We start from the raw sequence: 23,528 nt of genomic DNA on the forward strand, positions 1-23,528 counted from the left end.
GATGAAGCGGGCGGCGGCCGAAAGGCCGCCGCCCAGCCCCCTTTTATTGGGACATGTGGCGCGGTCCCATTCCGCGCTCCACGATTTCAGGACCGAAGAAAATGCCCCGTTCGACAACGTCAGGCCCATCCCAACGCATGCTGCGCGTCGGCGAACAGGTGCGTCATGCTCTTTCCGAGACCTTGCAGCGCGGCGAGATCACCGATCCGGTGATCGAAAACAGCGTCGTCTCGGTGTCGGAGGTGCGCATGTCTCCGGACCTCAAGATCGCCACCGCCTTCGTTTCGCCGCTTGGTGCGGGCGACGACGCCGCCGTGGTCGAGGCGCTGAACAAGCACGCGAAATTCATCCGCGGCCGCGTTTCCGGCGCGCTCAGGCAGATGAAATACATGCCGGAGTTCCGCTTCCGGCTGGATACCTCCTTCGACAATTTCGCGAAAATCAATGAACTGCTGAAATCGCCCGAAGTCGCGCGTGATCTCGGTGACGGCAAGAACAACGACAAGGACTCTGAATAGGTGGCGCGTCGCGGCAAGAAGAAGGGGCGGCCGGTTTCCGGCTGGGTGGTGCTGGACAAACCGGTCGGCATGAGTTCGACCGAAGCGGTCTCCAAGGTCAAGTGGCTGTTCCAGGCCGAGAAGGCCGGCCATGCCGGCACGCTCGATCCGCTGGCCTCCGGCATGCTGCCGATCGCCTTGGGCGAGGCCACAAAGACCGTTCCCTATGTGCAGGACGGCGCCAAGGTCTACCGCTTCACCGTCGCCTGGGGCGAGGAGCGCTCGACCGACGACCTCGAAGGCCCGGTGACGCACAGCTCCGACCGCCGCCCGGCCGAGGTGGAGCTGCGGGCGCTGCTGCCGAAATACACCGGCGTCATCATGCAGACGCCGCCGCAATTCTCGGCCATCAAGATCGCCGGCGAACGCGCCTACGACCTTGCCCGCGAAGGCGAGACGGTCGAGATTCCCGCGCGCGAGATCGAGATCGGCCGTTTGGACATCGTCGAGCACGGTGCCGACCAAACCATCTTCGAGGTCGAATGCGGCAAGGGCACCTATGTGCGCTCGCTTGCCCGCGACATGGGCCGCGATCTCGGTTGCTTCGGCCATATCGCGGAATTGCGCCGTGTCGAGGTCGAGCCTTTTACGGCCGATGATTTTGTCACGGTCGCCGAGTTGGAAGCGGCCCGTTTTGGCGGCAAGACCGAAGCGGCCCCGGACGAAGCCGAGGCCCCGGTCGATTTCAGCGCCATCGATGCATTGCTGGTCGAAACCGCGGTTGCTCTCGACTGTCTGCCACAGGTCGCGGTCAGTGACGACGCGGCGACGAAGATCCGGCTCGGCAATCCCGTCATCATTCGCGGCCGCGATGCGCCGGTCGAGGCCGAGGAGGCCTGTGCCACCGCGCGTGGCAAGCTCGTCGCCATCGGCGCCATAGAACAGGGCATGTTCAAGCCCAAGCGGGTCTTTGCCGGGTGAATCCGGTCGTCTAATCTCGGCTGAGCGCTGAAATCCGGGGATATCATGGCGAAGGCTGATGCAGGCAAGAAGCGGGCGCCGTTCACCCGCCGGCCACCGGTGGGAGCCTCGCCCGGCACGCTTATCGCCGATCCGGCGGCGCGGCGCAGCGAGCTTCGGCTGACGCTGATCTCGCCGCAGAAATACGAAACCATCGACAACGCCAGCATCGACGATCTCAACACTCATTGCGAGAAATGGCCTGTCGTGTGGCTCGATTGCACGGGCCTCGCCAACATCCCGCTGATCGAGGAGATCGGCCGTATCTTCAACCTGCATCCGCTGGCATTGGAGGATGTCGTCAACACCGGGCAACGGCCCAAGGTGGATTTCTTCGAGGATCATGCCTTCGTCGTCATGCGCATGATCGACGATGTCACCTCGCACCGTTACGAGCAGATCGCGCTGTTCTTCGGCGGGAAATTCGTGGTCACCTTCCAGGAGCGCGAAGGCGATCCGTTCGATCCGGTGCGCAAGCGCATCGCGGCCGCGATGCCGAACCGGCTGCGCTCGCGCGGCGCCGACTATCTCGCCTATGCGCTGATCGACGCCATCGTCGACAGCTATTTCCCGCCGATCGAGGCGGCGAGCGAATTGGTCGACGGCATCGAGGACGAGATGCTGAACAAACCGCACAAGCATCAGATGCGGCAGTTGCATGAATTGCGGCGCGACGCCAACGTGCTCAAAGGCGTGCTGTGGCCGATGCGCGACGCGCTGGCGACGCTGATCCGCAACGACGTGGCCTTCGTGAAGGCCGAGACCAAGATCTTCTTCAACGACACGCTCGACCATTCGCTGCGGTTGATCGAACTGGTCGAGAACCAGCGCGACATGCTGACCGGCCTGATCGAGATGCATCTCTCGCTGACCCAGGCCCGCACCAACGACGTCATTTCCTATCTGACGATCGTCTCAGTGATCTTCATGCCGCTGACTTTCCTGGTCGGCGTCTGGGGCATGAATTTCGATCCGGAAAGCTCGCCCTGGAACATGCCGGAGCTGAAATCCTATTACGGCTACCCGGTGGCGCTGGTGTTCATGGCGCTGGTCGCCGTCGGTTTGATCGCGTTCTTCAAACGGAAGAAATGGCTGTAGCCTTTGAATTATCCCGTTTTCGCAACCGGAACCTGCGACAAGCCGGCTTGACGATTGGGCTGGCGTTTTATCCGGAATTGCACTATATGCGCCGCAGCTTCGCGCCCTGACGCGTTGCTTGCACTGGCCCCTGCTGGACGACATCCCGGCTGTGGGCGTCCCGTTTCCTCCAACAGATAAGGAAAGCACGATGTCGATCACTGCCGATCGCAAGAAGGAATTGATGACTGAATTCGCAACCGCCAAGGGCGATACCGGATCTCCGGAAGTCCAGGTTGCCATCCTTTCCGAGCGCATCAAGAACCTGACCGAGCACTTCAAGGACCACAAGAAGGATAACCATTCCCGCCGTGGCCTGCTTGCCCTGGTCTCCCAGCGCCGCAGCCTGCTTGACTACCTCAAGCGCAAGGATGACGCGCGCTATCAGACGCTGATCGACAAGCTCGGTCTCCGTCGCTGACGAATTGACCGGCGGGCTCTCCAAAGGGGGCCCGCCGGTCGCGCATTGGCGCATCGGATGGTCCGGTGCCTCGATGGGACAAAGGAAATTCGCCTGCGCATGGCGCGTTCCGGAAACAGCGGTTTCCGGCGTCATTCGCAAGGCCGGCCGACCAGTTGGCTAACCGGCCGACCAGTCGGCCAACAAGGTTCCGGACTGCAGAGGGCATCCGGAGCCGCCCATGGACGGTCATGGGGCAGGATTGCAGGATGCTCGCTCGGCTGAGAGCCGGACTTGATCGAGCTTCCCGTTGTCTTGCCCGTGGCTGCCCGAAGGAAGCCAGGGAAGGGAGAATCCGTGACCGTTAGGACGGCGCGGCCCTTTCCGCATATGAAGGACAAGATATGTTCAATCAGCACAAAGTGGAAATCGAATGGGGCGGCCGTCCGCTCATCCTGGAGACCGGCAAGATCGCCCGCCAGGCTGACGGCGCGGTGCTCGCCACCTATGGTGAGACCGTTGTTCTCGCCACCGTCGTCTCGATGAAGGAGCCGAAGCCCGGCCTCGATTTCTTCCCGCTTACCGTCAACTACCAGGAAAAGACCTATGCCGCCGGCAAGATCCCTGGCGGCTATTTCAAGCGCGAGGGCCGTCCGAGCGAAAAGGAAACGCTGGTTTCCCGCCTGATCGACCGCCCGATCCGCCCGCTTTTCGCCGATGGCTACAAGAACGACACGCAGATCGTCGTCACCGTCGTCCAGCATGATCTCGAGAACGATCCGGACATCGTGTCGATCGTCGCCACCTCGGCGGCGCTCACGCTTTCGGGCGTGCCCTTCATGGGCCCGATCGGCGGTGCCCGCGTCGGCTACATCAACGGCGAATATGTGCTCAATCCGCATATCGACGAGATGCAGGAATCCAAGCTCGACCTCGTCGTCGCCGGCACCGGCGACGCCGTGCTGATGGTCGAATCCGAGGCCAAGGAACTCTCCGAGGAGCTGATGCTCGGCGCGGTCGTGTTCGGCCACAAGGGCTTCCAGCCGGTCATCGACGCCATCATCAAGCTGGCCGAGGTCGCTGCCAAGGAACCGCGCGACTTCACGGCGCCGGACTATTCCGCGCTCGAAGCCGAGATGCTGAAGGTCGTCGGCGACGAGCTTCGCGAAGCCTACAAGATCACCGACAAGCAGTCGCGCTATGCGGCGGTCGACGCCGTGAAGGCCAAGGTCAAGGCCGCATTCGCTCCGGCCGAAGGCGAGGAACCCAAGTATACTTCCGAGCAGATCGGCACCGTCTTCAAGGAGCTCCAGGCAAAGGTCGTACGCTGGAACATCCTCGACACCGGCTCGCGCATCGACGGCCGTGATCTCAAGACCGTGCGCAAGATCGTTTCCGAGGTCGGCGTCCTGCCGCGCACCCATGGTTCGGCGCTGTTCACCCGCGGCGAGACCCAGGCGCTGGTGGTTGCCACGCTCGGCACCGGCGAAGACGAGCAGTATGTCGATTCGCTGACCGGCATGTACAAGGAGAAGTTCCTTCTCCACTACAACTTCCCGCCCTACTCGGTCGGCGAAACTGGCCGCATGGGCTCGCCGGGTCGCCGCGAGATCGGCCACGGCAAGCTTGCCTGGCGCGCGATCCATCCGATGCTGCCTTCGGCGGACCAGTTCCCCTACACGCTGCGCATCGTCTCGGAGATCACCGAATCCAACGGCTCGTCGTCGATGGCTACCGTCTGCGGCACCTCGCTGGCGCTTATGGATGCCGGCGTGCCGCTGGCGAAGCCGGTCGCTGGCATTGCCATGGGCCTGATCAAGGAAGGCGAGCGCTTCGCGGTGCTCTCCGACATCCTTGGCGACGAGGACCATCTCGGCGACATGGACTTCAAGGTCGCCGGTACCGCCAACGGCGTCACCTCGCTGCAGATGGACATCAAGATCGATGGCATCACCGAGGAAATCATGGGCATCGCGCTTGCCCAGGCCAAGGACGGCCGCCTGCACATCCTCGGCGAAATGGCGCATGCAATCTCCGGCGCCCGCGCCGAGCTCGGCGAGTTCGCGCCGCGCATCGAGGTCATGCATATCCCGACCGACAAGATCCGCGACGTCATCGGCTCCGGCGGCAAGGTGATCCGCGAGATCGTCGAGAAGACAGGTGCCAAGATCAACATCGAGGATGACGGCACGGTCAAGATCGCTTCGGCGAACGCCAAGGAGATCGAGGCGGCGAAGAAGTGGATCCACACCATCGTTGCCGAGCCGGAAGTCGGCGAGATCTACGAAGGCACCGTCGTCAAGACGGCCGACTTCGGCGCGTTCGTCAACTTCTTCGGCCCGCGCGACGGCCTCGTCCATATCTCGCAGCTCGCCAATGAGCGCGTCGCCAAGACCTCCGACGTCGTCAAGGAAGGCGACAAGGTTTGGGTCAAGCTGATGGGCTTCGACGAGCGCGGCAAGGTTCGCCTGTCGATGAAAGTCGTCGACCAGGCGACCGGCAAGGAAATCGTCCAGGAGAAGAAGAAGGCCGAAGGCGAGGAAGACGCCGCCTGATCGGCTTATGCATGTCGCCCATAACTGCGCAGCGGTTTTGGGAAAACGACACGCATCAAACGAAAACTCCGAAACAAACCGGGACGGGCGCGCCGCAAGGTCGCGCCCGTTTTTTTTGAAGGCTGGAGGAAATGGTCGCGGAGCCGCTGAAAACACTGTTCTATCCGTTCGAGGCCGAGGCGCTGACCCCGCCGCGAAAGGATGCGCGCGTTCTCTTTATCGGCGCCGAGCCAGGCTTCCGCCTACCCTCCGGCTTCGCTGCAGCGCTGCATCTCGTGCAAGGCTTCCGGCCGCATTTCCGCGCCTTGCAGGCATCGGGCCACCATGTGACGCCGCGGGCACAAGGCCAGGGCTACGACATGGCCCTCGTGCTCGCCAGCCGGCATCGGGGACAGAATGAGTTGCACATCGCCGAAGCCGTCGAGCGCGTCGCGCCTGGCGGAGTGATCGTCGTTGCGGGCGGCAAGGACGACGGCATCGACAGCCTGCGCAAGCGGATCAACGCTCTGGCGCCGCTCGACGGCCACCTGCCGAAGCATCATGGCGTGGCCTTCTGGTTCCGGCGGGCCGGCACGGAGGCGGCCGCGACGCTGCGCGCCGGCAACCCCGGCCTTGTCGTCGAAGGCGGCTTCAAAACCACGCCTGGCATGTTTTCCTTTGATCGGGTCGATGCCGGTTCGAGATTGCTCGCCGCATGCCTGCCCGGCGACCTGAGGGGCAACGTCGCCGATTTCTGCGCTGGCTGGGGTTATCTGGCGGCACAGGTCGCGCAGCGTTCGCAGGGGCTCACCTCGCTTGATCTTTATGAAGCGGATTTCGAAGCCCTGGAGGCGGCCAGGCTGAACGTCCATGCCACCGTCGAGCCGCGCTTCTTCTGGATCGATCTGCTCACCGAGGCGCTCGAACGGCGCTATGACGCAATCGTCATGAACCCGCCCTTCCACAGCGGCCGCGCGGCCGAGCCTGGAATTGGCGCCGGCATGATCCGCGCGGCGTCGAAGGGGCTGAAGCCGGGCGGTCGCCTGTTCATGGTGGCCAACCGCCAGCTTCCCTACGAGCAAGCGTTGTCGTCAGCTTTTGCGAGCTGCGCCGAGGTCGCCCGCGACGGCATGTTCAAGGTGTTTTCGGCGCGCCGCTGAAACCGACCAGAATGCGTCACCAAAAAGCAAATTCCGCGGAAGCGTGGAGCAGTGAACCGGCCGGGTAGAAAGGGCGCTTTGCCCTACTGCAGACTGACGATGCGGGCCGGCTCGCGCACGCTGAAGGCGGGCCGCGTCTCGCCAAGCTCGACCTTGAGCGGTGCCGGCCGGCCGAACAGGTAGCCTTGCACCACCTCGCAGCCGGCGGCCCTGAGCAGCGTGGCCTGGTTCTCGGTCTCGACACCTTCGGCGATGATGCCGACACCCAGCGCCCGCGACAGGCCGACGATGGTCGAGACGATCGCGCCGGAGTTGGAATCGGTGTCGATGCGGCTGACGAAGGAACGGTCGATCTTCAGCTTGCCGAACGAGAAATCGATCAGGTAGCTCAAATTGGAATAGCCCGTGCCGAAATCGTCGACGGCCACTGAAATGCCCATCTCGGCAAGCTGGTCCAGGATCGCCGCGGCGCGATCGCGATCCTGCATCATCGCCGTCTCGGTGACCTCGAGCTCCAGCCGCGAGGGCTTGATGCCGGTCGATTGCATCACCTCCCGCACGATGCCGACGAAATCCCTGGTCATGAACTGGACCGGCGAGATGTTGACGGCGACGAAGCAATCCTGGGGCAGGTATTGGGCGTCGCTGCAGGCCTTGCGCAGCACCCATTCGCCGATCGGATTGATCATGCCGGTTTCCTCGGCGATCGGAATGAACTCCATCGGCGGGATCATGCCGCGCTCCGGATGCTTCCAGCGGATCAGCGCCTCGTAGCCGATGATACGACCGCTCGGCAGGTTGAGCTGCGGCTGGTAGTGGAGGCTGAAGTCGCCCCGGTCGAAAGCAGTCTTCAGCTCCGACTCGATCCACTGCCGGTAATCGGCCACGCGTCCCATGTCGGCGTGGAAGACAGACCAGTTGCCGATGCCGCTGGCGCGCGCGTTCTGCAGCGCTAGGTTCGAGCGCCGTAGCACCTGGACCGGGTCGACGCCGTCCTTCGGCATCGCCACGATGCCGACCGACAGGCTGACCGACTGCAGATGAGTCTGCAGCTGATACGGCTCCATCATCTCGTTGATGAGCTTTTCGATCAATCGCTCGATCGAACCGAGGATGTCGCGATCGGGCAACAGCACGGCGAATTCGCTGGCGCCGATGCGCCCAAGCACCGCATCCGTTGGCATGGTCTCCTTCATTCTGCTGGTGAAGGCCCGGATCAGTTCGTCGCCCTGGCTGTAGCCGATGGCGTCGTTGATCTGTTTGAAGCGGTCGATATCGATGTCGATAAGGAATACAGGCTCGCCGGTTCGGATCGTCGCGGAGGCGGCCTCGGCTATCTTGCCGACCATGGCCTGGCGCGACAGCAGACCGGTCAGCTTGTCGAAATGGGTTTCCTTGACCACATAGGCAACCGATTCATCGACGCCCGCGAAGAACGAGAGCGCCGCGCCGCCGGCGGCAAGCGCGCAGAGCGCTGCGATGGCGCCTGCCATCGTCTCGGCCGGCATGCCGGCCATGCCGTCGCCGAAGCCGAACCGCAGCCCCCACAATCCAAGAATGAAACTGCCCATGCCCGAGCTGGCGACAGTGATCAGCCGGAACAGCGGAGTCCGTTTGGGATTGCTCACTGCAGACATGCATGGTCCCTAGGTTAGGGGCCCTTATAGCGGACATCTCCTTAAAATGAGTTTCCGCCGATGCCTCCAATTTTATTGGAAGGTACTTTTTGTGTTGGCGAATTATTCGCGAGCACCATCATTCTGCTTCAGTTCCTCCAACGACGGCATCGACACGATGTGATAGCCGGAATCCACATAGTGGATCTCGCCGGTGACGCCCGACGACAGATCGGAGAGCAGGTAGAGCGCCGAGCCGCCGACCTCGTCGATGGTCACGGTGCGGCGCAGAGGCGAATTGCGCTGCTGGTAGGAGAACATATGGCGGGCGTCGGAAACGCCGGAGCCGGCCAGCGTCCGCACCGGTCCGGCCGAGATGCCGTTCACCCTGATGCCGCGCGGGCCGTAATCATTGGCAAGGTAGCGCACGCTGGCCTCGAGCCCGGCCTTGGCGACGCCCATGACATTGTAGTTCGGCATCACCCTGACCGAGCCGGCATAGGTGAGCGTGATCATCGAGCCGCCATTGCCCATCAGCGCGGCGGCGTTGCGGGCGACCTCAGTGAAGGAATAGCAGGAGATCACCATGGTGCGCACGAAATTGTCGCGGCTGGTCTCGGCGTAGAGGCCCTTGAGCTCGTTCTTGTCGGAAAAGCCGATGGCGTGAACCACGAAATCCAGCCCGCCCCAAGCCTTGCCGAGGGTCTCGAAGGTGGCGGTGACCGAGGCGCTGTCCTCGACATCGCAGGGCACGATCAAAGAGGCTCCTACCTTCTCGGCAAGCGGCTTGACCCGCCGCCCGAAGGCGTCGCCCTGGTAGGTGAAAGCGAGCTCCGCCCCATGTTCCGCCAGTTTTTTGGCGATGCCCCAAGCGATCGAATGGTCGTTGGCGACACCCATGACAAGCCCGCGCTTGCCTTTCATCAACCCGTTCATAAAAGGCAATCCTTATAAAAACGCAGGTCCTATGCGGAATAGCGCTGGAAAATCAACGTTGCATTGGTGCCGCCGAAACCGAAAGAGTTGGACAAGACGGTGTCGATCCCAGCGTTGTCGATACGCTTGCGCACGATCGGCATGCCCTCGAATTCCGGATCGAGCTCCTCGATGTGGGCGCTTTCGCCTATGAAGCCGCCCTGCATCATCAGGATCGAATAGATCGATTCCTGCACGCCGGCCGCCCCCAGCGAATGGCCGGTGAGCGACTTGGTCGAGGTGATGTAGGGCATCTTGTCGCCGAACACCTCGCGGATGGCGCCCATTTCCTTGGCATCGCCGACCGGCGTCGAGGTCCCGTGGGTGTTGATGTAGTCGACCGGGGTCGAGACGGTGGCGAGTGCCTGTCGCATGCAACGCACCGCGCCTTCGCCAGACGGTGCTACCATGTCGTAGCCGTCGGACGTCGCGCCATAGCCGACGATCTCGGCATAGATCTTGGCGCCGCGCGCTTTGGCGTGTTCAAGTTCCTCCAGGATGAGGACACCAGCGCCTCCGGCAATGACGAAGCCGTCGCGGTTGACGTCGTAGGCGCGGGAAGCGGTCGACGCATTGTCGTTGAACTTGGACGACATTGCGCCCATTGCGTCGAACAGGTCCGACATCGTCCAGTCGAGGTCCTCGTGGCCACCGGCAAACATCACGTCCTGCTTACCCCATTGGATCAGCTCATAGGCATTGCCGATGCAATGCGCCGAGGTCGAGCATGCAGACGAAATAGAATAGTTGACGCCGTGGATCTTGAACCATGTGGCCAAGGTAGCCGACGCCGTCGACGACATGGCTTTCGGCACCGCGAACGGGCCGATGCGCTTGGGGCTGTTGTTCTTGAGCGTGGTTTCCGCCGCTTCGACGATGGTCCGGGTCGATGGGCCGCCAGACCCCATGACGATACCGGTGCGCTCATTGGTGATGTCGCTTTCGCCAAGTCCGGCATCGGCGATCGCCTGGTCCATGGCGACGTGGTTCCAGGCGGCGCCTTGGCTCAGGAAGCGCATGGCGCGGCGGTCGATCATCGCCGTGGGATCGAGCGTCGGCGCGCCCCAGACCTGGCAACGGAACCCGTGTTCGGCGAAAGAATTGGAAAAACTGATGCCGGATTTGGCATCGTAAAGCGAGCTCTGCACCTCATTGGCATTGTTGCCGATCGACGACACAATGCCGAGCCCTGTCACTACGACCCGTCTCATTAGCAACTCCTTCCGGCGTCTTTTGCCCACAACCGTAGTCGGTTTCGGCCAGGCTTCATACGCAAATCAACTGCTCGAGCGCCCCTTGCGCATCGGTCGGATACGCGGGCGCCGTGGCGACAAACGGTCAGGCGGCCGACTGCTTGGACAGGCCGACCTTCAGATCCGTAGCGGCGTATATGGGTTCGCCATCCGCCTTGAGCCAGCCATCGGCGATACCGAGCACCAGACGGCCGCGCATCACGCGCTTGAAGTCGACGCCATATTCGACCTTCTTCACCGACGGCGTCACCATGCCCTTGAACTTCACCTCGCCGGTCGAAAGCGCCATGCCCTTGCCCGGCTCGCCGAGCCAGCCGAGATAGAAACCGGTGAGCTGCCACATGGCATCGAGTCCGAGGCAGCCCGGCATAATCGGATTGCCAATGAAGTGGCAGGCGAAAAACCACAGGTCCGGCTTGATGTCGAATTCGGCGCGGATGAAACCCTTGTCGAAAGCACCGCCGGTCTCGCTGATCTCGGTGATGCGGTCGAACATCAGCATCGGCGGGTAGGGCAGCTGGGCGTTGCCTGGCCCGAACAGGTCGCCGCGGGCGCAGGCAAGCAGTTCTTCGTAATCGTAGCTGGACTTTTGACCCGCCATCAAATTTCTGTCCCCGTGTTTCTTCGCGGGCGGCAGGGCGCCCTTCTCGTTGGTTTCCTAACACACTCTGTTTGTGGCCGGAAACCGGCGTTTGCGCTTAACCCGTGCGCCTGCCCGGGTCAATGCGCGCTATTGATCGCATTCGGACTACAGAATATATGTCGGCTGGTGTCCGGTCTTGGCTTTTGACGTCTTTTTGCCATTCCGGACCTGTTGATGGGCTGGGCCATAAGCTTCGACGCGAAGATGGATTTGGGCTACCGGAAGGAAAATGTCGCTGTGGATAAGCGGGTTCGCGAAGCCGGCCTGAGGCCGACGCGTCAGCGCATTGCGCTGGCCGATCTGCTTTTCGCCAAGGGCGACCGCCACCTTTCGGCCGAGGAACTGCACGAAGAGGCGATTGCCGCCGGCGTGCCGGTGTCGCTGGCGACGGTCTACAACGCGCTCCACCAGTTCACCCAGGCCGGCCTGCTGCGTATCCTGGCCGTTGAAGGCTCGAAAACCTATTTCGACACCAACACCTCCGACCATCATCATTTCTACGTCGAGGGCGAGAACCGGATTTTCGACATCGAGAGCGGGCCGGTAACCGTCTCCAACCTGCCGGCACCCCCGGAAGGCATGGAGATCGCCAATGTCGACATCGTGGTGAGGCTGCGCCCCAAGCGCTGCGACTGACCCGCTCTCTATGCGCCGCGTCGATCTGGCAGTCCGGTTGGAATGGGTCGCGGTTGCCCTGATGGCCGTCGTTTTCTACGCACTGGCTGGCCTGCCATGGTGGCTGTTTGCGCTGCTCATCCTGGCGCCCGACCTGGCGATGCTCGCTATCTTGCCGGGCCGCGCATCGGCGCGATTGCCTATAACGCCCTGCATATCCTGATCGCGCCGCTTGTTCTGGCGTTTGCCGGCCAGGTCCTTGGCAATTCGACCGTCACCGCCGTGGCGCTGATCTGGATCGCCCACATCGCCATCGACCGCGCCCTGGGCTATGGCCTGAAATTGTCCACTGGCTTTCAGGACACGCATCTCGGCCGCATCGGGCGCTAAAAGGGCTACCGTCCGATACAGGCGGCCAGGTCGCCCATTGCTCCGCTAGGTACCGTCGCTCGACACCGGCATCGCGGAAACCGTCCGTAGCATTTGCTCCGTCGTGTCGGACAGTTCTTGCGCGAGACCAAAAAGCCGGGGATAGGGCGAGAACACCACAACCGGGTTCAAGGCGCGGACCGTCACGCCGGCCGCTTGTTCGCTGACCACGAATTTCAACGGCGCTTCGGGCACGGCGCCGGGATCGGTCAGCAACAGGCGCGCCATGTATCGGGGATGGAACCAAAGCAGTTGACGAAGCCGAATGGTGGTGATCCCGCCTTTCTCGAGCAAGGCCTGCGGATCGATCTCATGGATGATCCATAGTTCGGCGGCAGTGATGGCGTCGCGAAGCCGCTGCAGCGTTTCGTCGAAACCATGCCTGGATGGAACGACGATCTGGTGCCGCGGAACGGTCGCCGTCGAATTCGGATCGAGGGTCACGAGGTCAGTCATTGAGAAGCGCGGTCCGTGGAAAGTCGAGTTCTGGTTGGGCGAAGTGATTGAGGATGTTGGAATAGAGGTTGAGTGCCACATGCGCGATCACCTCCGCCAATTCCTCATCGTCGAGGCCCGCGGCCCTGGCGGCGCCGAGTGTCTGGTCGGTCACAGCTCCGCGGCTACGCGCCACATCCGCGGCCAGCGCCAATGTGGCCGCCACTCTGGCATCGCTTGAATCGCCCCTGCGATTTAGCTGCAATTCCGTATCGGAGATGCCGATCTTGGATCCGCGAAATGCGTGGGCCGAGACGCAGTATTCGCAATGGTTCACTTCAGCGGTTATCAGCGCGATCTGCTCTCGCAATGTCGAACTGAGACGGCCGCTCTGCAGCGATTCGCGAAATTGCAGATAGCCTTTGAGAGCGGCCGCAGAGTTGGCCAGGACTCGATAAAGGTTTGGCACGCGTCCAAGTTGCCGTCGCGTTTCCGCCAGAAGCTTGCCGGCTTCGGTGTCGGGATCTTCGTCCATTGGCGATAGGCGAGACATCTGATCTTTCTCCTTCCGGGTCGGCCGCAGGGCCAAGGTTGGTCGGGATCGATATGACTCGACCAGAGGCATTTTGAAATGTCATAGTAGATGTTTCTATGATATGAGTATGAAATGAAGCATCTTGCCATCGAACAGCTTCGCAGCTTCGTGCTTGTCGCCGACTGCGAGAGCTTCACCACCGCGGCCGACCTTCTCGGGACCACCCAGTCGGCGATCAGCTTGCGGGTTCGCAAGCTCGAGCAGGCGATGGAGCGGCGCCTCCTGGCGCGAACACCGCGCGCGGTTTCGCTGACGCCCGAAGGGGCGCGGTTCCTCGCTTCGGCGCGACAGGTCCTGGATGTTCACGATCGGGCCGTGGCTACATTCGATGCCGGCACGCAAACCACCACGCTCCGGGCGGCCATCGGCGATCACGCTGCCGGCGCACTTCTGGGGTCGGCGTTTGGGCGTCTGAGCCGGGTCTTCCCGGAATTGCTGCTGGAAGTGTCGGTGGGTCTCTCAGCCGAAATGCAGGCCCGCTACGACGCAGGCAAGGCCGATTTCGCCATCGTGCGCATGGATATCAGCCGGCGCCAGGGCATCCCGCTCTACAGGGACCAGCTTGTCTGGTGTGCTAGATCGCCTGACGTCTGGCGGTCGGCTGCCGCGTTGCCGCTGTTGGCGTTGCCAGGATCCTGCGCTGTCCGACTGGCCGCGGAGCGCGCGCTCGATGGCAGCAATACCGCCTGGCGCCTTGCCTTTACCGGCGGTTCGGTGACTGCGTTGCAATCGGCCGCCAGCGCGGGCCTGGGAGTGGCGGCAATCGGGCAGAGCCAGGTACCGGCCGACTGCGTGATACTGGACCGGTCGCATGGATTGCCGGATTTGCCTGCCAGCAGGATTACGCTTCTGACACGATTGAGCAACCCGCTGAGAGGCGCGATCGCGGCCGCCTTCGCGGCCGATGGCGAGCGGACGGCGACGTGACGCGAATGACAACGCAGCAATCGCGCTTGATGAAGCGGAGACGCAAGCACCTTGTCGCCGTTCCCGTCTGATCCGGCGTCCTTCCGATCTTGATAAGGTGGTCAGTTCTTGACCTTCTCGCCCGGATAGGCGCCCCACACCTGCGACTGGGCCATCCAGCCGGTATGGCCGTCGAAGGTCATTTCGCACCATTGGCCGTCGCATTTCTTGATCGAGCCGATCACGCCCGGTTCGATGATGGCGACGACGCCGGCATCCTTGTCGGGCTCGTCGAGCAGGTTGATTCGTCCGCCCTTGCCGCGCTGCCACGGCGCGACGATCGCGGTGCGGCGGCCGGAGAGCAGCGACTGGTTGATCCAGCCTTCCGATCCGTCGGCATCGCGCACGCGGCGCCAGGTGTCGAATTCCTGGATGACTTCCATCGGCAGGCCGGCCTTCAGATACATCCAGTTGACCGAATAATTGGCGCCAGGGCCGACGCGCGAATTGACGCGCGCCGGCTTGAGACTGACGAAGCGCGGCAGTGGCAGGCCGCTTGGGCCAAGCGTTATGGTTTGTGCGGGCGCGGCCGCGCTCTGCGCCAACGCCTGCGGCGCGCAAAGCAGGGCGCCGAGGATGGCTGCGCTGAAGGCCGGGCGAAGCGACGCGAAACCAGACAATTTCGTTCCTTTCGGCGCCGGTCCGACGGGATGAGCGCCCCTTTTTCTTTGTCTTCGGCGACACCGCTTGTTACAGGAGTGGGCTGATGCCGCGATCGGCTACAAGTTTTCGCCGGTCTTGGTTAAAGAGGTCTCAACGAGATCGGTTTCGAGGAAGCTTCGGGGATAAAATGGCAGGCAAAAAACGGCCCCTCGTCGTCATCACGCGCAAGCTGCCCGATCCGGTCGAAACGCGCATGCGCGAGCTGTTCGACGCGCGGCTGAATGTCGAGGACCGGCCGATGACGCAGCCGGAGCTGGTCGCGGCGGTCAAGGAGGCCGATGTGCTAGTCCCCACCATCACCGACCATATCGATGCCGCGCTGATCGCCCAGGCCGGTGAAAACCTCAAGTTGATCGCGAATTTCGGCAACGGCGTCGACAAGATCGACGTCGCGGCGGCCGCCAAGAAAGGCATCACCGTCACCAACACGCCGAATGTGCTCACCGAAGACACGGCCGACATGACCATGGCGCTTATGCTCGCCGTGCCGCGGCGGCTGGCCGAGGGTGCCAATGTGCTGACCGGCGAGAGGAAGTGGGCCGGCTGGTCGCCGACCTGGATGCTCGGCCGGCGCATCTGGGGCAAACGTCTCGGCATCGTCGGCATGGGCCGCATCGGCACGGCCGTGGCCAGGCGGGCCAAGGCCTTCGGCCTGTCGATCCACTACCACAACCGGCACCGCGTGCTGCCGGCGGTCGAGGAGGAACTGGAGGCAACCTATTGGGAAAGCCTCGACCAGATGTTGGCCCGCATGGACATCATCTCGGTCAATTGCCCGTCGACGCCGGCGACGTTTCATCTGCTGTCCGGTCGTCGCCTGGCGCTGATGCAGCCTTCGGCCTATATCGTCAACACCGCGCGCGGCGACATCATCGACGAGGAATCGCTGGTCAAGCTCATTCATGACGGCAAGATCGCCGGCGCCGGCCTCGACGTTTACGAACACGAGCCGGCGCTGAACAGCAAGCTGTTGAAGCTTGCCGCCAAGGGCAAGGTCGTGCTTTTGCCGCATATGGGCTCGGCCACGCTCGAAGGCCGCATCGACATGGGCGAGAAGGTGATCATCAACATCCGCGCCTTCTTCGACGGCCACCGGCCGCCGGACCGGGTTCTGCCGCTCAGGACCTGAAAAGCCTTAAACGGCCACGGTAACGGCGCCGTTTGCGGCGACCGTTACACTGGTTCCGCGGTAGGTATCGAACGCGCCGCGCTCGAGCCGCACGGCCATCGGCGTTTCCCAGCCCATTTCCCGCGCGGCGATCAAGCCGAGCAGAAGGATGGCGTCCGGCTCATGCAGCACCAGCGCCGCCGGCGCCCGCCCGTTATGGACGAGCTCCATCAGCACCGCCGAAGCGGAGGACGAGCCGATCGTGCCCGGCAGGAACAGCACCCGGCCGGCAACGACTTCGCCATGCTGCGGGTGGCGGACATCGGCGATACGTCCGGTCTTGGGGTCGACGCCGCCCCAGAAGCTGATCGGCGCCGTCAGCACCAGCGCCTCGCCTTCGCCTGCCTTGCCCGGCACCAGGATTTCGGCTGCTCCGCTCATGCGGCAATATCCGCGAAGACCGGCCTGCCGAGGACCGCGCTTTCGACGCAGTCGGCGAGCGAGGCGTAGAGCACCGCATAGCCTGTGTTGCCGGGCGCGTAATGCGCGAACTTGCCGGAATTGGTCATCAGCACGCCGCCAGCCAGATCCGGCATGATCGGCGTCACCACCACACAGGTATCGGCGACGATGACGACGCCACTGGCCTCGAGCTTTTTGCGACGGCCGTCCTGCTCCAGCAGCGCAAGCGCGTGCCGGCCGGTGCAGGCATAGATCGGGACAGCGAGCATTCGTCCGGCAATCAGCCGCTCCAGGCTGTCGAACTCGGCGTTAGACAGATGCGGGCTGCCGATCGCCACCGCGTTGATGGCGTTGGCGGTACCGGCGGTCGACAGGCCGGCCCGCGCCTTCGCCACCATCTGAGGCGTCACGCGGATCACCGCCTCCGGTTCCGGTCCGGCCAGGATGGTTTCGATGTCGGGGGCCTCGGGCGTCACGCCGGCAATGTGGAACAGACCGACGGCGCCGGACGATGCCGCCGCCGCGCCGAATGCCTTCAGCGCGTCCTCGCCGGGACGGCCGGCCACGCCGGTGACGACACCGATCGCGTTGCCCACCTCGCGGCCATACAGGCTGCCAAGGACAGGCCAGGCGATCTCCGAGGCAAGGAAGGAAGGCGACAGGCCCGAGACATCGAAAATGAGCCGCGCCCGGCGGTTCTCAGGCCTGTGCAGGCCGTAATCCGGCGCGCGACCGGTTATGGCGCAGGCAATGTCCAGAAAATCGCCATAGCGGTTGGTGCGCGCGCCCAGCACCGAATTGCAGAAGACGACCGCGTTGGACTCGCCCCAGGCGACGTCGCTGCCGAGCGCGGGCCTGTGTCCGGCCTGATAGGGCGCGCAGGTCCAGCTCTGTTCGCAGCCGAGCTTGCGATAGGCCTCCATCATCCGCCGTGCCATGCCGCGCTGCGGCTCCTCAAGACGGATGCGCGAGCAGCCCATCAGGTCGAGCGCTCCGACATTGAGCGTCGAGCGCACCGCGACGCTTGCGCCGCTCTCGACCAGTCGTTCGGCTAACAAGGTGCCGGAATCACCGTGATAGAGCGCCCCGTCGATATGCGCGGACGCGATCGGGATGAGCCGTGGCGCGCCGAGTAGGCGGGCGCTTTCGGCGACGATGCGCATTGCCATGCCCGCGCCATCCCGGCCGGCGGCGATCGCCTGTTCCCGCGGGCTGAGCACAAGGCTCAAGACAGCACCTTGCGCATGGTGATGGAGGTTGGCTTGTCATAGCCCTCATGCGCCGTGCGCCCGGTCTCGCGAAAGCCGAGCCGGGCGAAGGCCGCGTGGTTTGCGGTCAGTTCGATACGGGTCTGAAGCTCGATTGCTTCCTTGCCGCATTCGCGGGCAAGATCCTCGACCGCTCGCATCAGCCGGGCTCCGATGCCTTGGCCCTGGAGCCGTGGCTCGACCGCGAGCTTGCCGACATAGACATCCCGCATCCGTTCCAGCGCAAAGACGCAACCGACGATGCGCCCGTTCTCGACAGCCAGAAATCCGGTCTCTCGCTTCGCCTTCTCGCCAAGGCCGTCGGTTGTCAAAAGATGCGCCGATGACGGCGGGTCGATGATGCCGTCCATATAGGCAAAGGCGCGGCGGATCAGCACCAGCAAGTCGTCCCATCGGGCGAAATCCGGAGGAAGGCCGACTATGGAGATGCCGACGGTCTGGTCCATGCGCTCAGACGGCCTTGTAGCGGATGGTGTCGAAACGGGCGGCTAGCCCATCATAGAGCAGCAGCCGGCCGATCAGCGGCTCGCCTATGCCGGTGATCAGCTTGATCGCTTCCATCGCCTCCAGTGTGCCGATGACGCCGGTCAGCGCGCCGATGATGCCGGCAACCGCGCAGGATGGCACCAGTCCTTCGGGCGGCGCTTCCGGGAAGAGGTCGCGATAGCTCGGATTGCGGTTGCCGTCGGCGTTCGTTTCGAACGGCTTCAGCACCGTCACCGAGCCGTCGAAGCGACCGACGGCCGCGGTGACGAGGGGTTTCATTTCACTGGCGCAGGCATCGGCGACCGCGTAGCGCGTCTCGAAATTATCGGAGCCGTCGACGACGACATCGTAGCCGGCGACGAGGGCAGGGGCGTTCTCCGCAGTCAGCCTCAGGCGATGCGATTCCACCGTGACGTTGGGATTGATGCGCATGATCGCCGCCGCGGCGCTGTCGGTCTTGGCCATGCCGATTGTGTCGCCACCATGGATGACCTGCCGCTGCAGGTTGGACAGGGAGACGGTGTCGTCATCGATGATACCCAGCGTGCCGACGCCGGCCGCGGCCAGATATTCCAGCACCGGGGCGCCGAGCCCGCCAGCGCCGATCACCAGCACCCGCGCCCGTTTCAGCTTCTGCTGGCCCGGGCCGCCGATCTCGGGCAGCACGATGTGGCGGGCATAGCGTTCGAGCTCTTCGTCGGTGAGGGCGGCTTCGGTCATGGCCGGACCATATAGCGGGCGGAAAACCTTGTCATGTACGGGCAAGGCAAAGCCTTGTCCCGCAGGGCAAGCACAGGCAAGGCGAAGCCTTGTCCCGCAGGGCAGGCGCCGACAGCCGCTGGGTTCTTCGAGAATCAGCCGGTCGGACCGACCCTGCCGTGATCGACCGTCAGGAACAGCGCCCGCCCCGCAAGACTGGAAAACAGGGCCGCATCCGTGCCGGTCATGAAGGCCTGGCAGTTCAGCTCCTCGAGGATGGAAAACAGCGCCGCGCGCCGGCCTGCGTCGAGATGCGCGGCGATCTCGTCGAGCAACAGGATCGGCGTCAGTCCCGACATCTCGCCGGTCAGCCTGGCATGCGACAGCACGATGCCGACCAGCAGCGCCTTCTGCTCCCCCGTCGAGCAAAGTTCCGCCGGCATCGACTTCGGCCGGTGCCGCACCACGAGATCGGAGCGATGCGGGCCGTCCAGCGTGCGGCCGGCGGCGCGGTCGCGCTCCCGGCCGTTGGCAAGTGCCGCGCGGTACCGCTCCTCGACATCGACCGCCGGTGCATTGCCGAGGGCGCTCTCGAGGTCGCCGGCAAGGCTGATGTCGGCCTGCGGAAACGGTCCGCTGCCAGGCAATCTGTCGATCATGGCGGAAAGCAGCCGCACCAGCTCGGCTCGCGCCGCAGCGATCGCCACGCCGGTTTCCGCCATTTGCGTCTCGATCGCGTCGAACCAGGCGCCGTCGCGGGAGCCTTCGGTAAGCAAACGATTACGGCCGCGCATGGCTTTCTCGTAGTCGAGGGCGCGCTGGCCATGGCCGGGATCGATTGCCAGCACCAACCGGTCGACGAAGCGGCGGCGGTCCGCCGCCGGCCCGGGAAACAACCCGTCCATCGCCGGGGTCAGCCAGACGACCCGCAACCATTCCAGCATTTCCTCGGCCGAACGGGCCGGCGCACCGTTGATCCGCACCTTCCTGCCGCCTTCTCCAGCAGCGTCTCCGCCGGAAATGCCCGTGCCGATCTCGACCTGCCCTTGCGGGCCCTCGATGCGCGCGTGCAATGCAAAGCCACCGTCGCCGCCTTCGCGCGCCACGTCCGCATAGGGAGCGCGGCGCAAGCCTCGGCCTGGCGTCAGCAACGAGATCGCTTCCAGGAGATTGGTCTTGCCGGCGCCGTTGTCGCCCGACAACACCACCGCGCCGGGTGCGAGTTCAAGCGCCAGTGTCGCGTAATTGCGGAAGTTCGTAAGTGTTAGCTTACTTATGTAGCTTTGCTGCCGAAGCTGTTTCGCATCCTCGGTCACGGCGACACATCGGGTCCGCTAGAGCAATTCCAGGAAAAGTGTGGCACGGTTTTCCGTCCGGAATTGCGACTGACAAAAGCGCAATTCCAGGAAAAGTGTGGCACGGTTTTCCGTCCGGAATTGCGACTGACAAAAGCGCAATTCCAGGAAAAGTGTGGCACGGTCTTCCGTCCGGAATTGCGTCGACTAAGAAAGCTATACTCGCATCGGCATCAGCACGTAGAGCGCGGTTTCGTCGGCCATGTCGTGGATCAGCGTCGGCGAGCCGGCATCGGCCAGCATGAACTTCGCCTCCGAACCGGTGAGCTGGGCCGCGACGTCGAGCAGGTATTTGGCGTTGAAGCCGATCTCGATCGGGTCCGACGAATAGTCCGCCGCCAATTCCTCGGTGGCGCTGCCCGAATCCGGATTGTTGACGGCAAGCGTGACCTGTCCCTCATTGATCGACAGTTTCACCGCCCGGCCGCGTTCGGAGGAAATAGTCGAAACGCGGTCGACGGCGGCGGCAAAGCTCTGGCGGTCGATGATCAGCTTCTTGTCGTTGCCGGTCGGAATGACGCGCTGATAGTCGGGGAAGGTGCCGTCGATCAGCTTCGAGGTCAAAACGACGCTGCCGATGGTGAAGCGGATCTTGGTGTCCGACAGTTCCGTGGTCACAGCCACATCGGGGTCGTCGACCAGCTTCTGCAGCTCGCTTACCGTCTTGCGCGGAATGATGATGCCGGGCATGCCTTCCGAACCGGCCGGCGCGTCGATCTCGGCCCGCGCCAGGCGGTGTCCGTCGGTCGCCACCGAGCGCAGTTTCAATTTGCCGCCCACCTCATGCGTGTGCAGGAAGATGCCATTGAGATAGTAGCGCGTCTCTTCGGTGGAGATGGCGAATTGGGTCTTGTCGATCAGTCCCTTGAGCGCCGCCGATTCCAGCCGGAAGATATGCGAGAACGAGCCGGCCGAAAGCTCGGGGAAGTCGGATTGCGGCAGGCACTGCAGGCGGAAGCTCGAGCGGCCGGAGGTAACGCTCATCGCGTTGCCGTCTTCGTCGGTCTTCAGCATCACCTCGGCGCCATCGGAAAGCTTGCGCACGATGTCGTAGAGCAGATGCGCCGGCACCGTCGTCGCGCCGCCGCGCTCGACCTTGGCGGGCGTCGCCTCCGTGACTTCGAGGTCGAGGTCGGTGGCCTTCATCTCGAGGCTGGCGCCCTCGGCGCTGAGCAGCACGTTGGACAGGATCGGAATGGTATTGCGCCGCTCGACCACGCGGTGGACGTGGTTGAGGGACTTCAAGAGATTTGACCGTTCCAGGATAACACGCATGACGAAACAGGCTCGCTTCAATGGATGAACGGGTTACCGGCAGCGGCATCCCGCGAAAGCCCTGAAAGGCTTTCAGAATCTGTGTAAGCTGACAGTAAAAAGCCCGCAAACGCAAGCCCGCGACACCGGTTCCAGCCGGTTGCGCGGGCTTTCTGGGGATAAAGCCGGCGAAGCGCGCGGCCGACTATTTTTGCGCCCCCTCAGGCCTGGTCGTTGATCAGCCTTCTGAGCAGTTCGAGCTCCTGCGCCAGCGTGTTGTCGGCACCCGAAAGGTCCTCGATCTTGCGCACGGCATGCAGCACGGTCGTATGGTCGCGGCCGCCGAAACGCCGCCCGATCTCCGGCAATGATCGTGGCGTCATGACTTTCGACAAATACATCGCCACCTGCCGCGGCTTGACGATGGTGCGCGTGCGCCGGTTGGACAGAAGCTCCGTCTTCGAAACGTTGTAGTGGCGCGCGACAATGCGCTGGATGTCCTCGATGCGCACCCGCTTCGGTTCGCCCGAGCGGTAGATGTGGCCGAGGATCTCGTCGATGCGGTCGATGGTGATCTGCGGCTCGAAGGACTGGCGGAACAGAAGCTGGTTGAAGGCGCCTTCCAGCTCGCGCCCGCTGCCCGTCACCGTGCGCGCGACATGCTCCAGAATCTCGTCCGAGATGTCGAGCGAGGTGTCATCGGTTTTGGCGGTGGCGCGGCGCAACTTCAGCATGCCGAGCCGCATGGCGAAATCCGGCGCCGACATTTCCAGCGCCACGCCGCCATTGAGGCGCGAACGCACGCGCGGCTCCAGCGATTCCAGCTCCGACGGCGGCCGATCGGCCGCGACCACCACCTGCTTGGCGCTGTCGAGCAGCATGTTGATCAGATGGCAGAACTCGTGCTGGATCGACTTGCCCTGCAGGAACTGCATGTCGTCGATGATCAGGAGATCGATGTCGCGTAGCTGCTCTTTCAGCGTCAGCGCGTTGTTGTCGCGGATCGCGGTGGCGAAGCGCCACATGAAGTACTCCGCCGTCAGATAGACGACGCGCGACTTCGGGTTGTGCCGCAGCGATTCCGCCGCGATCGCCTGCAACAGGTGCGTCTTGCCGAGACCGACGGTCGCATGCAGGAAAAGCGGGTTGAAACGCACCGCGCTCGACTGCGATTCCGCCACTGCTTTCGCGGCGGCAAAGGCCACCCGGTTCGACGGTCCTTCGATGAAGGAGGCAAACGTGTAGCGCGGGTCCAGTGGCGACCCCAGCACGTTGTGGCGGAACTCCGCGTCGGCGGACGCGCCCTGCCGGGGCGCCGGCGCCCGTTGTTCCACTCGTCCGGCGCTTGCGGTGCCGTTGGCAAGCGCGGTGTGCGTCTGTTTGGTCATCTTGCGCGCCGGCGCAATTTCCGGCTCGACATGGTTGCGCCCCTGGCGCGTCGCTGTGCGCACGACGATCTCGATCTTGAGGACTTCCGGATCCTCATGCCGCCACAGCTCAGCGATGAGCTCGAGATAATGGCCGTTGATCCAGGATCGCAGGAAGGCTGTGGGCACCGAGATGCGGACAATGCCGCGGGAGGCCTCGGCGACCTTCATGCGACCGAACCAACTCGAATAGACCTCGGCCCCGAGACGCGCCTTCAGCTGGGTCTTGACCCGCTCGAACTTCTGTTCCGCGTCGCTGGATGCCGCCACGCCGTCGCCCCCGACAAAAGTTGCCGGAAATGGCAGCTCGCCCGCTATTTCCCTCTCGATGCCGCTCTGCATGATCAAAGTCCCTTGTCTTCTCGTACCCTTTTCCCGCCGGGGATGCGCCTCCTGCATCCTTGATCCGACGCCTCATTTCGCTGCGCCGTCACTGCCGCCGCTGGCAATGATTGGCACAACTCGCGCAAGGGACCGGCTGCGGCTCCGCACGCCGGCTTTCCGACAACGACAAGGCAATACAAAACCCTC

The 23,528-nt window shown here is 63.5% G+C and carries 23 protein-coding genes and 1 pseudogene; 10 read left to right on the forward strand and 14 right to left on the reverse strand.

All coding sequences use genetic code 11. From position 1 onward, the window contains the following. The first annotated feature begins 101 nt into the window (after positions 1 to 101). The 6 genes from rbfA (at position 102) to F3H96_RS02970 (ending at position 6,748) form a co-directional block, all read left to right on the forward strand. A complete protein-coding gene (gene rbfA, locus F3H96_RS02945; protein WP_149790423.1) occupies positions 102 to 518 on the forward strand; it encodes a 30S ribosome-binding factor RbfA in 417 nt (138 codons plus the stop codon). Beyond that, positions 519 to 1,478 carry a tRNA pseudouridine(55) synthase TruB gene (gene truB / locus F3H96_RS02950; protein ID WP_149790424.1) on the forward strand — a complete coding sequence of 320 codons (960 nt, stop codon included), beginning with the start codon at positions 519 to 521 and terminating at the stop codon, positions 1,476 to 1,478. A 45-nt stretch (positions 1,479 to 1,523) separates the two neighbouring features. Further along, positions 1,524 to 2,615 carry a magnesium/cobalt transporter CorA gene (corA, locus tag F3H96_RS02955; protein WP_149790425.1) on the forward strand — a complete coding sequence of 364 codons (1,092 nt, stop codon included), beginning with the start codon at positions 1,524 to 1,526 and terminating at the stop codon, positions 2,613 to 2,615. 190 nt (positions 2,616 to 2,805) lie between these two features. After that, positions 2,806 to 3,075 carry a 30S ribosomal protein S15 gene (rpsO, locus tag F3H96_RS02960; RefSeq protein ID WP_027165894.1) on the forward strand — a complete coding sequence of 90 codons (270 nt, stop codon included), beginning with the start codon at positions 2,806 to 2,808 and terminating at the stop codon, positions 3,073 to 3,075. Positions 3,076 to 3,458: 383 nt separating this feature from the next. Beyond that, a complete protein-coding gene (pnp, locus tag F3H96_RS02965; RefSeq protein ID WP_149790426.1) occupies positions 3,459 to 5,609 on the forward strand; it encodes a polyribonucleotide nucleotidyltransferase in 2,151 nt (716 codons plus the stop codon). Between the two features lie 131 nt (positions 5,610 to 5,740). Further along, positions 5,741 to 6,748, forward strand: a complete 1,008-nt coding sequence (locus F3H96_RS02970) for a class I SAM-dependent methyltransferase (RefSeq protein ID WP_149790427.1) — start codon at positions 5,741 to 5,743, stop codon at positions 6,746 to 6,748. Positions 6,749 to 6,831: 83 nt separating this feature from the next. Here F3H96_RS02970 and F3H96_RS02975 read toward each other — a convergent pair whose 3' ends face one another. From F3H96_RS02975 to fabA, 4 genes are all read right to left on the reverse strand, one after another. After that, the gene (locus tag F3H96_RS02975) at positions 6,832 to 8,385 is read right to left on the reverse strand and encodes a bifunctional diguanylate cyclase/phosphodiesterase (protein ID WP_149790428.1); all 1,554 of its coding nucleotides are present in this window, start codon (positions 8,383 to 8,385) and stop codon (positions 6,832 to 6,834) included. Between the two features lie 102 nt (positions 8,386 to 8,487). Next, on the reverse strand, positions 8,488 to 9,300 hold the full coding sequence (fabI, locus tag F3H96_RS02980; protein ID WP_149790429.1) for an enoyl-ACP reductase FabI: 813 nt from the start codon (positions 9,298 to 9,300) through the stop codon (positions 8,488 to 8,490). Between the two features lie 29 nt (positions 9,301 to 9,329). Further along, on the reverse strand, positions 9,330 to 10,550 hold the full coding sequence (fabB, locus tag F3H96_RS02985) for a beta-ketoacyl-ACP synthase I (RefSeq protein ID WP_149790430.1): 1,221 nt from the start codon (positions 10,548 to 10,550) through the stop codon (positions 9,330 to 9,332). A 127-nt stretch (positions 10,551 to 10,677) separates the two neighbouring features. Then, entirely contained in the window at positions 10,678 to 11,193 is a 516-nt protein-coding gene (gene fabA / locus F3H96_RS02990; RefSeq protein ID WP_149790431.1) for a 3-hydroxyacyl-[acyl-carrier-protein] dehydratase FabA, read from the reverse strand. 246 nt (positions 11,194 to 11,439) lie between these two features. On the opposite strand from fabA, the gene irrA reads away from it, so the two are divergent. Both irrA and F3H96_RS03000 read left to right on the forward strand, forming a co-directional pair. After that, positions 11,440 to 11,871, forward strand: a complete 432-nt coding sequence (gene irrA / locus F3H96_RS02995) for an iron response transcriptional regulator IrrA (protein ID WP_188131288.1) — start codon at positions 11,440 to 11,442, stop codon at positions 11,869 to 11,871. A gap of 10 nt (positions 11,872 to 11,881) precedes the next feature. Then, positions 11,882 to 12,240, forward strand: a pseudogene (locus F3H96_RS03000) (DUF4260 domain-containing protein). Between the two features lie 45 nt (positions 12,241 to 12,285). Here F3H96_RS03000 and F3H96_RS03005 read toward each other — a convergent pair. Together F3H96_RS03005 and F3H96_RS03010 are read right to left on the reverse strand one after the other, a co-directional pair. Further along, positions 12,286 to 12,723 carry a DUF302 domain-containing protein gene (locus F3H96_RS03005; protein ID WP_188131261.1) on the reverse strand — a complete coding sequence of 146 codons (438 nt, stop codon included), beginning with the start codon at positions 12,721 to 12,723 and terminating at the stop codon, positions 12,286 to 12,288. Positions 12,724 to 12,727: 4 nt separating this feature from the next. Beyond that, positions 12,728 to 13,267 carry a carboxymuconolactone decarboxylase family protein gene (locus tag F3H96_RS03010; protein ID WP_149790433.1) on the reverse strand — a complete coding sequence of 180 codons (540 nt, stop codon included), beginning with the start codon at positions 13,265 to 13,267 and terminating at the stop codon, positions 12,728 to 12,730. 114 nt (positions 13,268 to 13,381) lie between these two features. On the opposite strand from F3H96_RS03010, the gene F3H96_RS03015 reads away from it, so the two are divergent. Then, positions 13,382 to 14,236 carry a LysR family transcriptional regulator gene (locus F3H96_RS03015; protein ID WP_149790434.1) on the forward strand — a complete coding sequence of 285 codons (855 nt, stop codon included), beginning with the start codon at positions 13,382 to 13,384 and terminating at the stop codon, positions 14,234 to 14,236. Between the two features lie 101 nt (positions 14,237 to 14,337). Here the strand turns inward: F3H96_RS03015 and F3H96_RS03020 are convergent, their stop codons facing one another. Continuing rightward, positions 14,338 to 14,895, reverse strand: a complete 558-nt coding sequence (locus F3H96_RS03020; RefSeq protein ID WP_149790435.1) for an SH3 domain-containing protein — start codon at positions 14,893 to 14,895, stop codon at positions 14,338 to 14,340. Positions 14,896 to 15,065: 170 nt separating this feature from the next. On the opposite strand from F3H96_RS03020, the gene F3H96_RS03025 reads away from it, so the two are divergent. Next, the gene (locus tag F3H96_RS03025; RefSeq protein WP_149790436.1) at positions 15,066 to 16,067 is read left to right on the forward strand and encodes a D-glycerate dehydrogenase; all 1,002 of its coding nucleotides are present in this window, start codon (positions 15,066 to 15,068) and stop codon (positions 16,065 to 16,067) included. A 6-nt stretch (positions 16,068 to 16,073) separates the two neighbouring features. Here F3H96_RS03025 and F3H96_RS03030 read toward each other — a convergent pair whose 3' ends face one another. From F3H96_RS03030 to dnaA, 7 genes are all read right to left on the reverse strand, one after another. After that, positions 16,074 to 16,487: a DUF126 domain-containing protein gene (locus F3H96_RS03030; RefSeq protein WP_149790437.1), complete on the reverse strand. Its 414-nt coding sequence runs from the start codon at positions 16,485 to 16,487 to the stop codon at positions 16,074 to 16,076. After that, positions 16,484 to 17,728 carry an aconitase X catalytic domain-containing protein gene (locus F3H96_RS03035; protein ID WP_280177768.1) on the reverse strand — a complete coding sequence of 415 codons (1,245 nt, stop codon included), beginning with the start codon at positions 17,726 to 17,728 and terminating at the stop codon, positions 16,484 to 16,486. The genes F3H96_RS03030 and F3H96_RS03035 overlap by 4 nt, the downstream gene beginning before the upstream one ends. Positions 17,729 to 17,733: 5 nt before the next feature. Continuing rightward, on the reverse strand, positions 17,734 to 18,222 hold the full coding sequence (locus tag F3H96_RS03040; protein ID WP_149790439.1) for a GNAT family N-acetyltransferase: 489 nt from the start codon (positions 18,220 to 18,222) through the stop codon (positions 17,734 to 17,736). 4 nt (positions 18,223 to 18,226) lie between these two features. Then, positions 18,227 to 18,982 carry a molybdopterin-synthase adenylyltransferase MoeB gene (locus F3H96_RS03045; protein ID WP_149790440.1) on the reverse strand — a complete coding sequence of 252 codons (756 nt, stop codon included), beginning with the start codon at positions 18,980 to 18,982 and terminating at the stop codon, positions 18,227 to 18,229. Between the two features lie 134 nt (positions 18,983 to 19,116). After that, positions 19,117 to 20,277 (reverse strand): DNA replication/repair protein RecF, encoded by a 1,161-nt coding sequence (gene recF, locus F3H96_RS03050; protein WP_149790441.1) that lies wholly within the window; start codon positions 20,275 to 20,277, stop codon positions 19,117 to 19,119. Between the two features lie 195 nt (positions 20,278 to 20,472). After that, positions 20,473 to 21,591: a DNA polymerase III subunit beta gene (gene dnaN / locus F3H96_RS03055; RefSeq protein WP_149790442.1), complete on the reverse strand. Its 1,119-nt coding sequence runs from the start codon at positions 21,589 to 21,591 to the stop codon at positions 20,473 to 20,475. A 200-nt stretch (positions 21,592 to 21,791) separates the two neighbouring features. Beyond that, on the reverse strand, positions 21,792 to 23,339 hold the full coding sequence (gene dnaA, locus F3H96_RS03060) for a chromosomal replication initiator protein DnaA (protein ID WP_149790443.1): 1,548 nt from the start codon (positions 23,337 to 23,339) through the stop codon (positions 21,792 to 21,794). Positions 23,340 to 23,528 lie beyond the last annotated feature (189 nt).

The organism is Mesorhizobium sp. NFR06, assembly GCF_900115245.1.
In the GTDB taxonomy this organism is placed as follows: domain Bacteria; phylum Pseudomonadota; class Alphaproteobacteria; order Rhizobiales; family Rhizobiaceae; genus Mesorhizobium.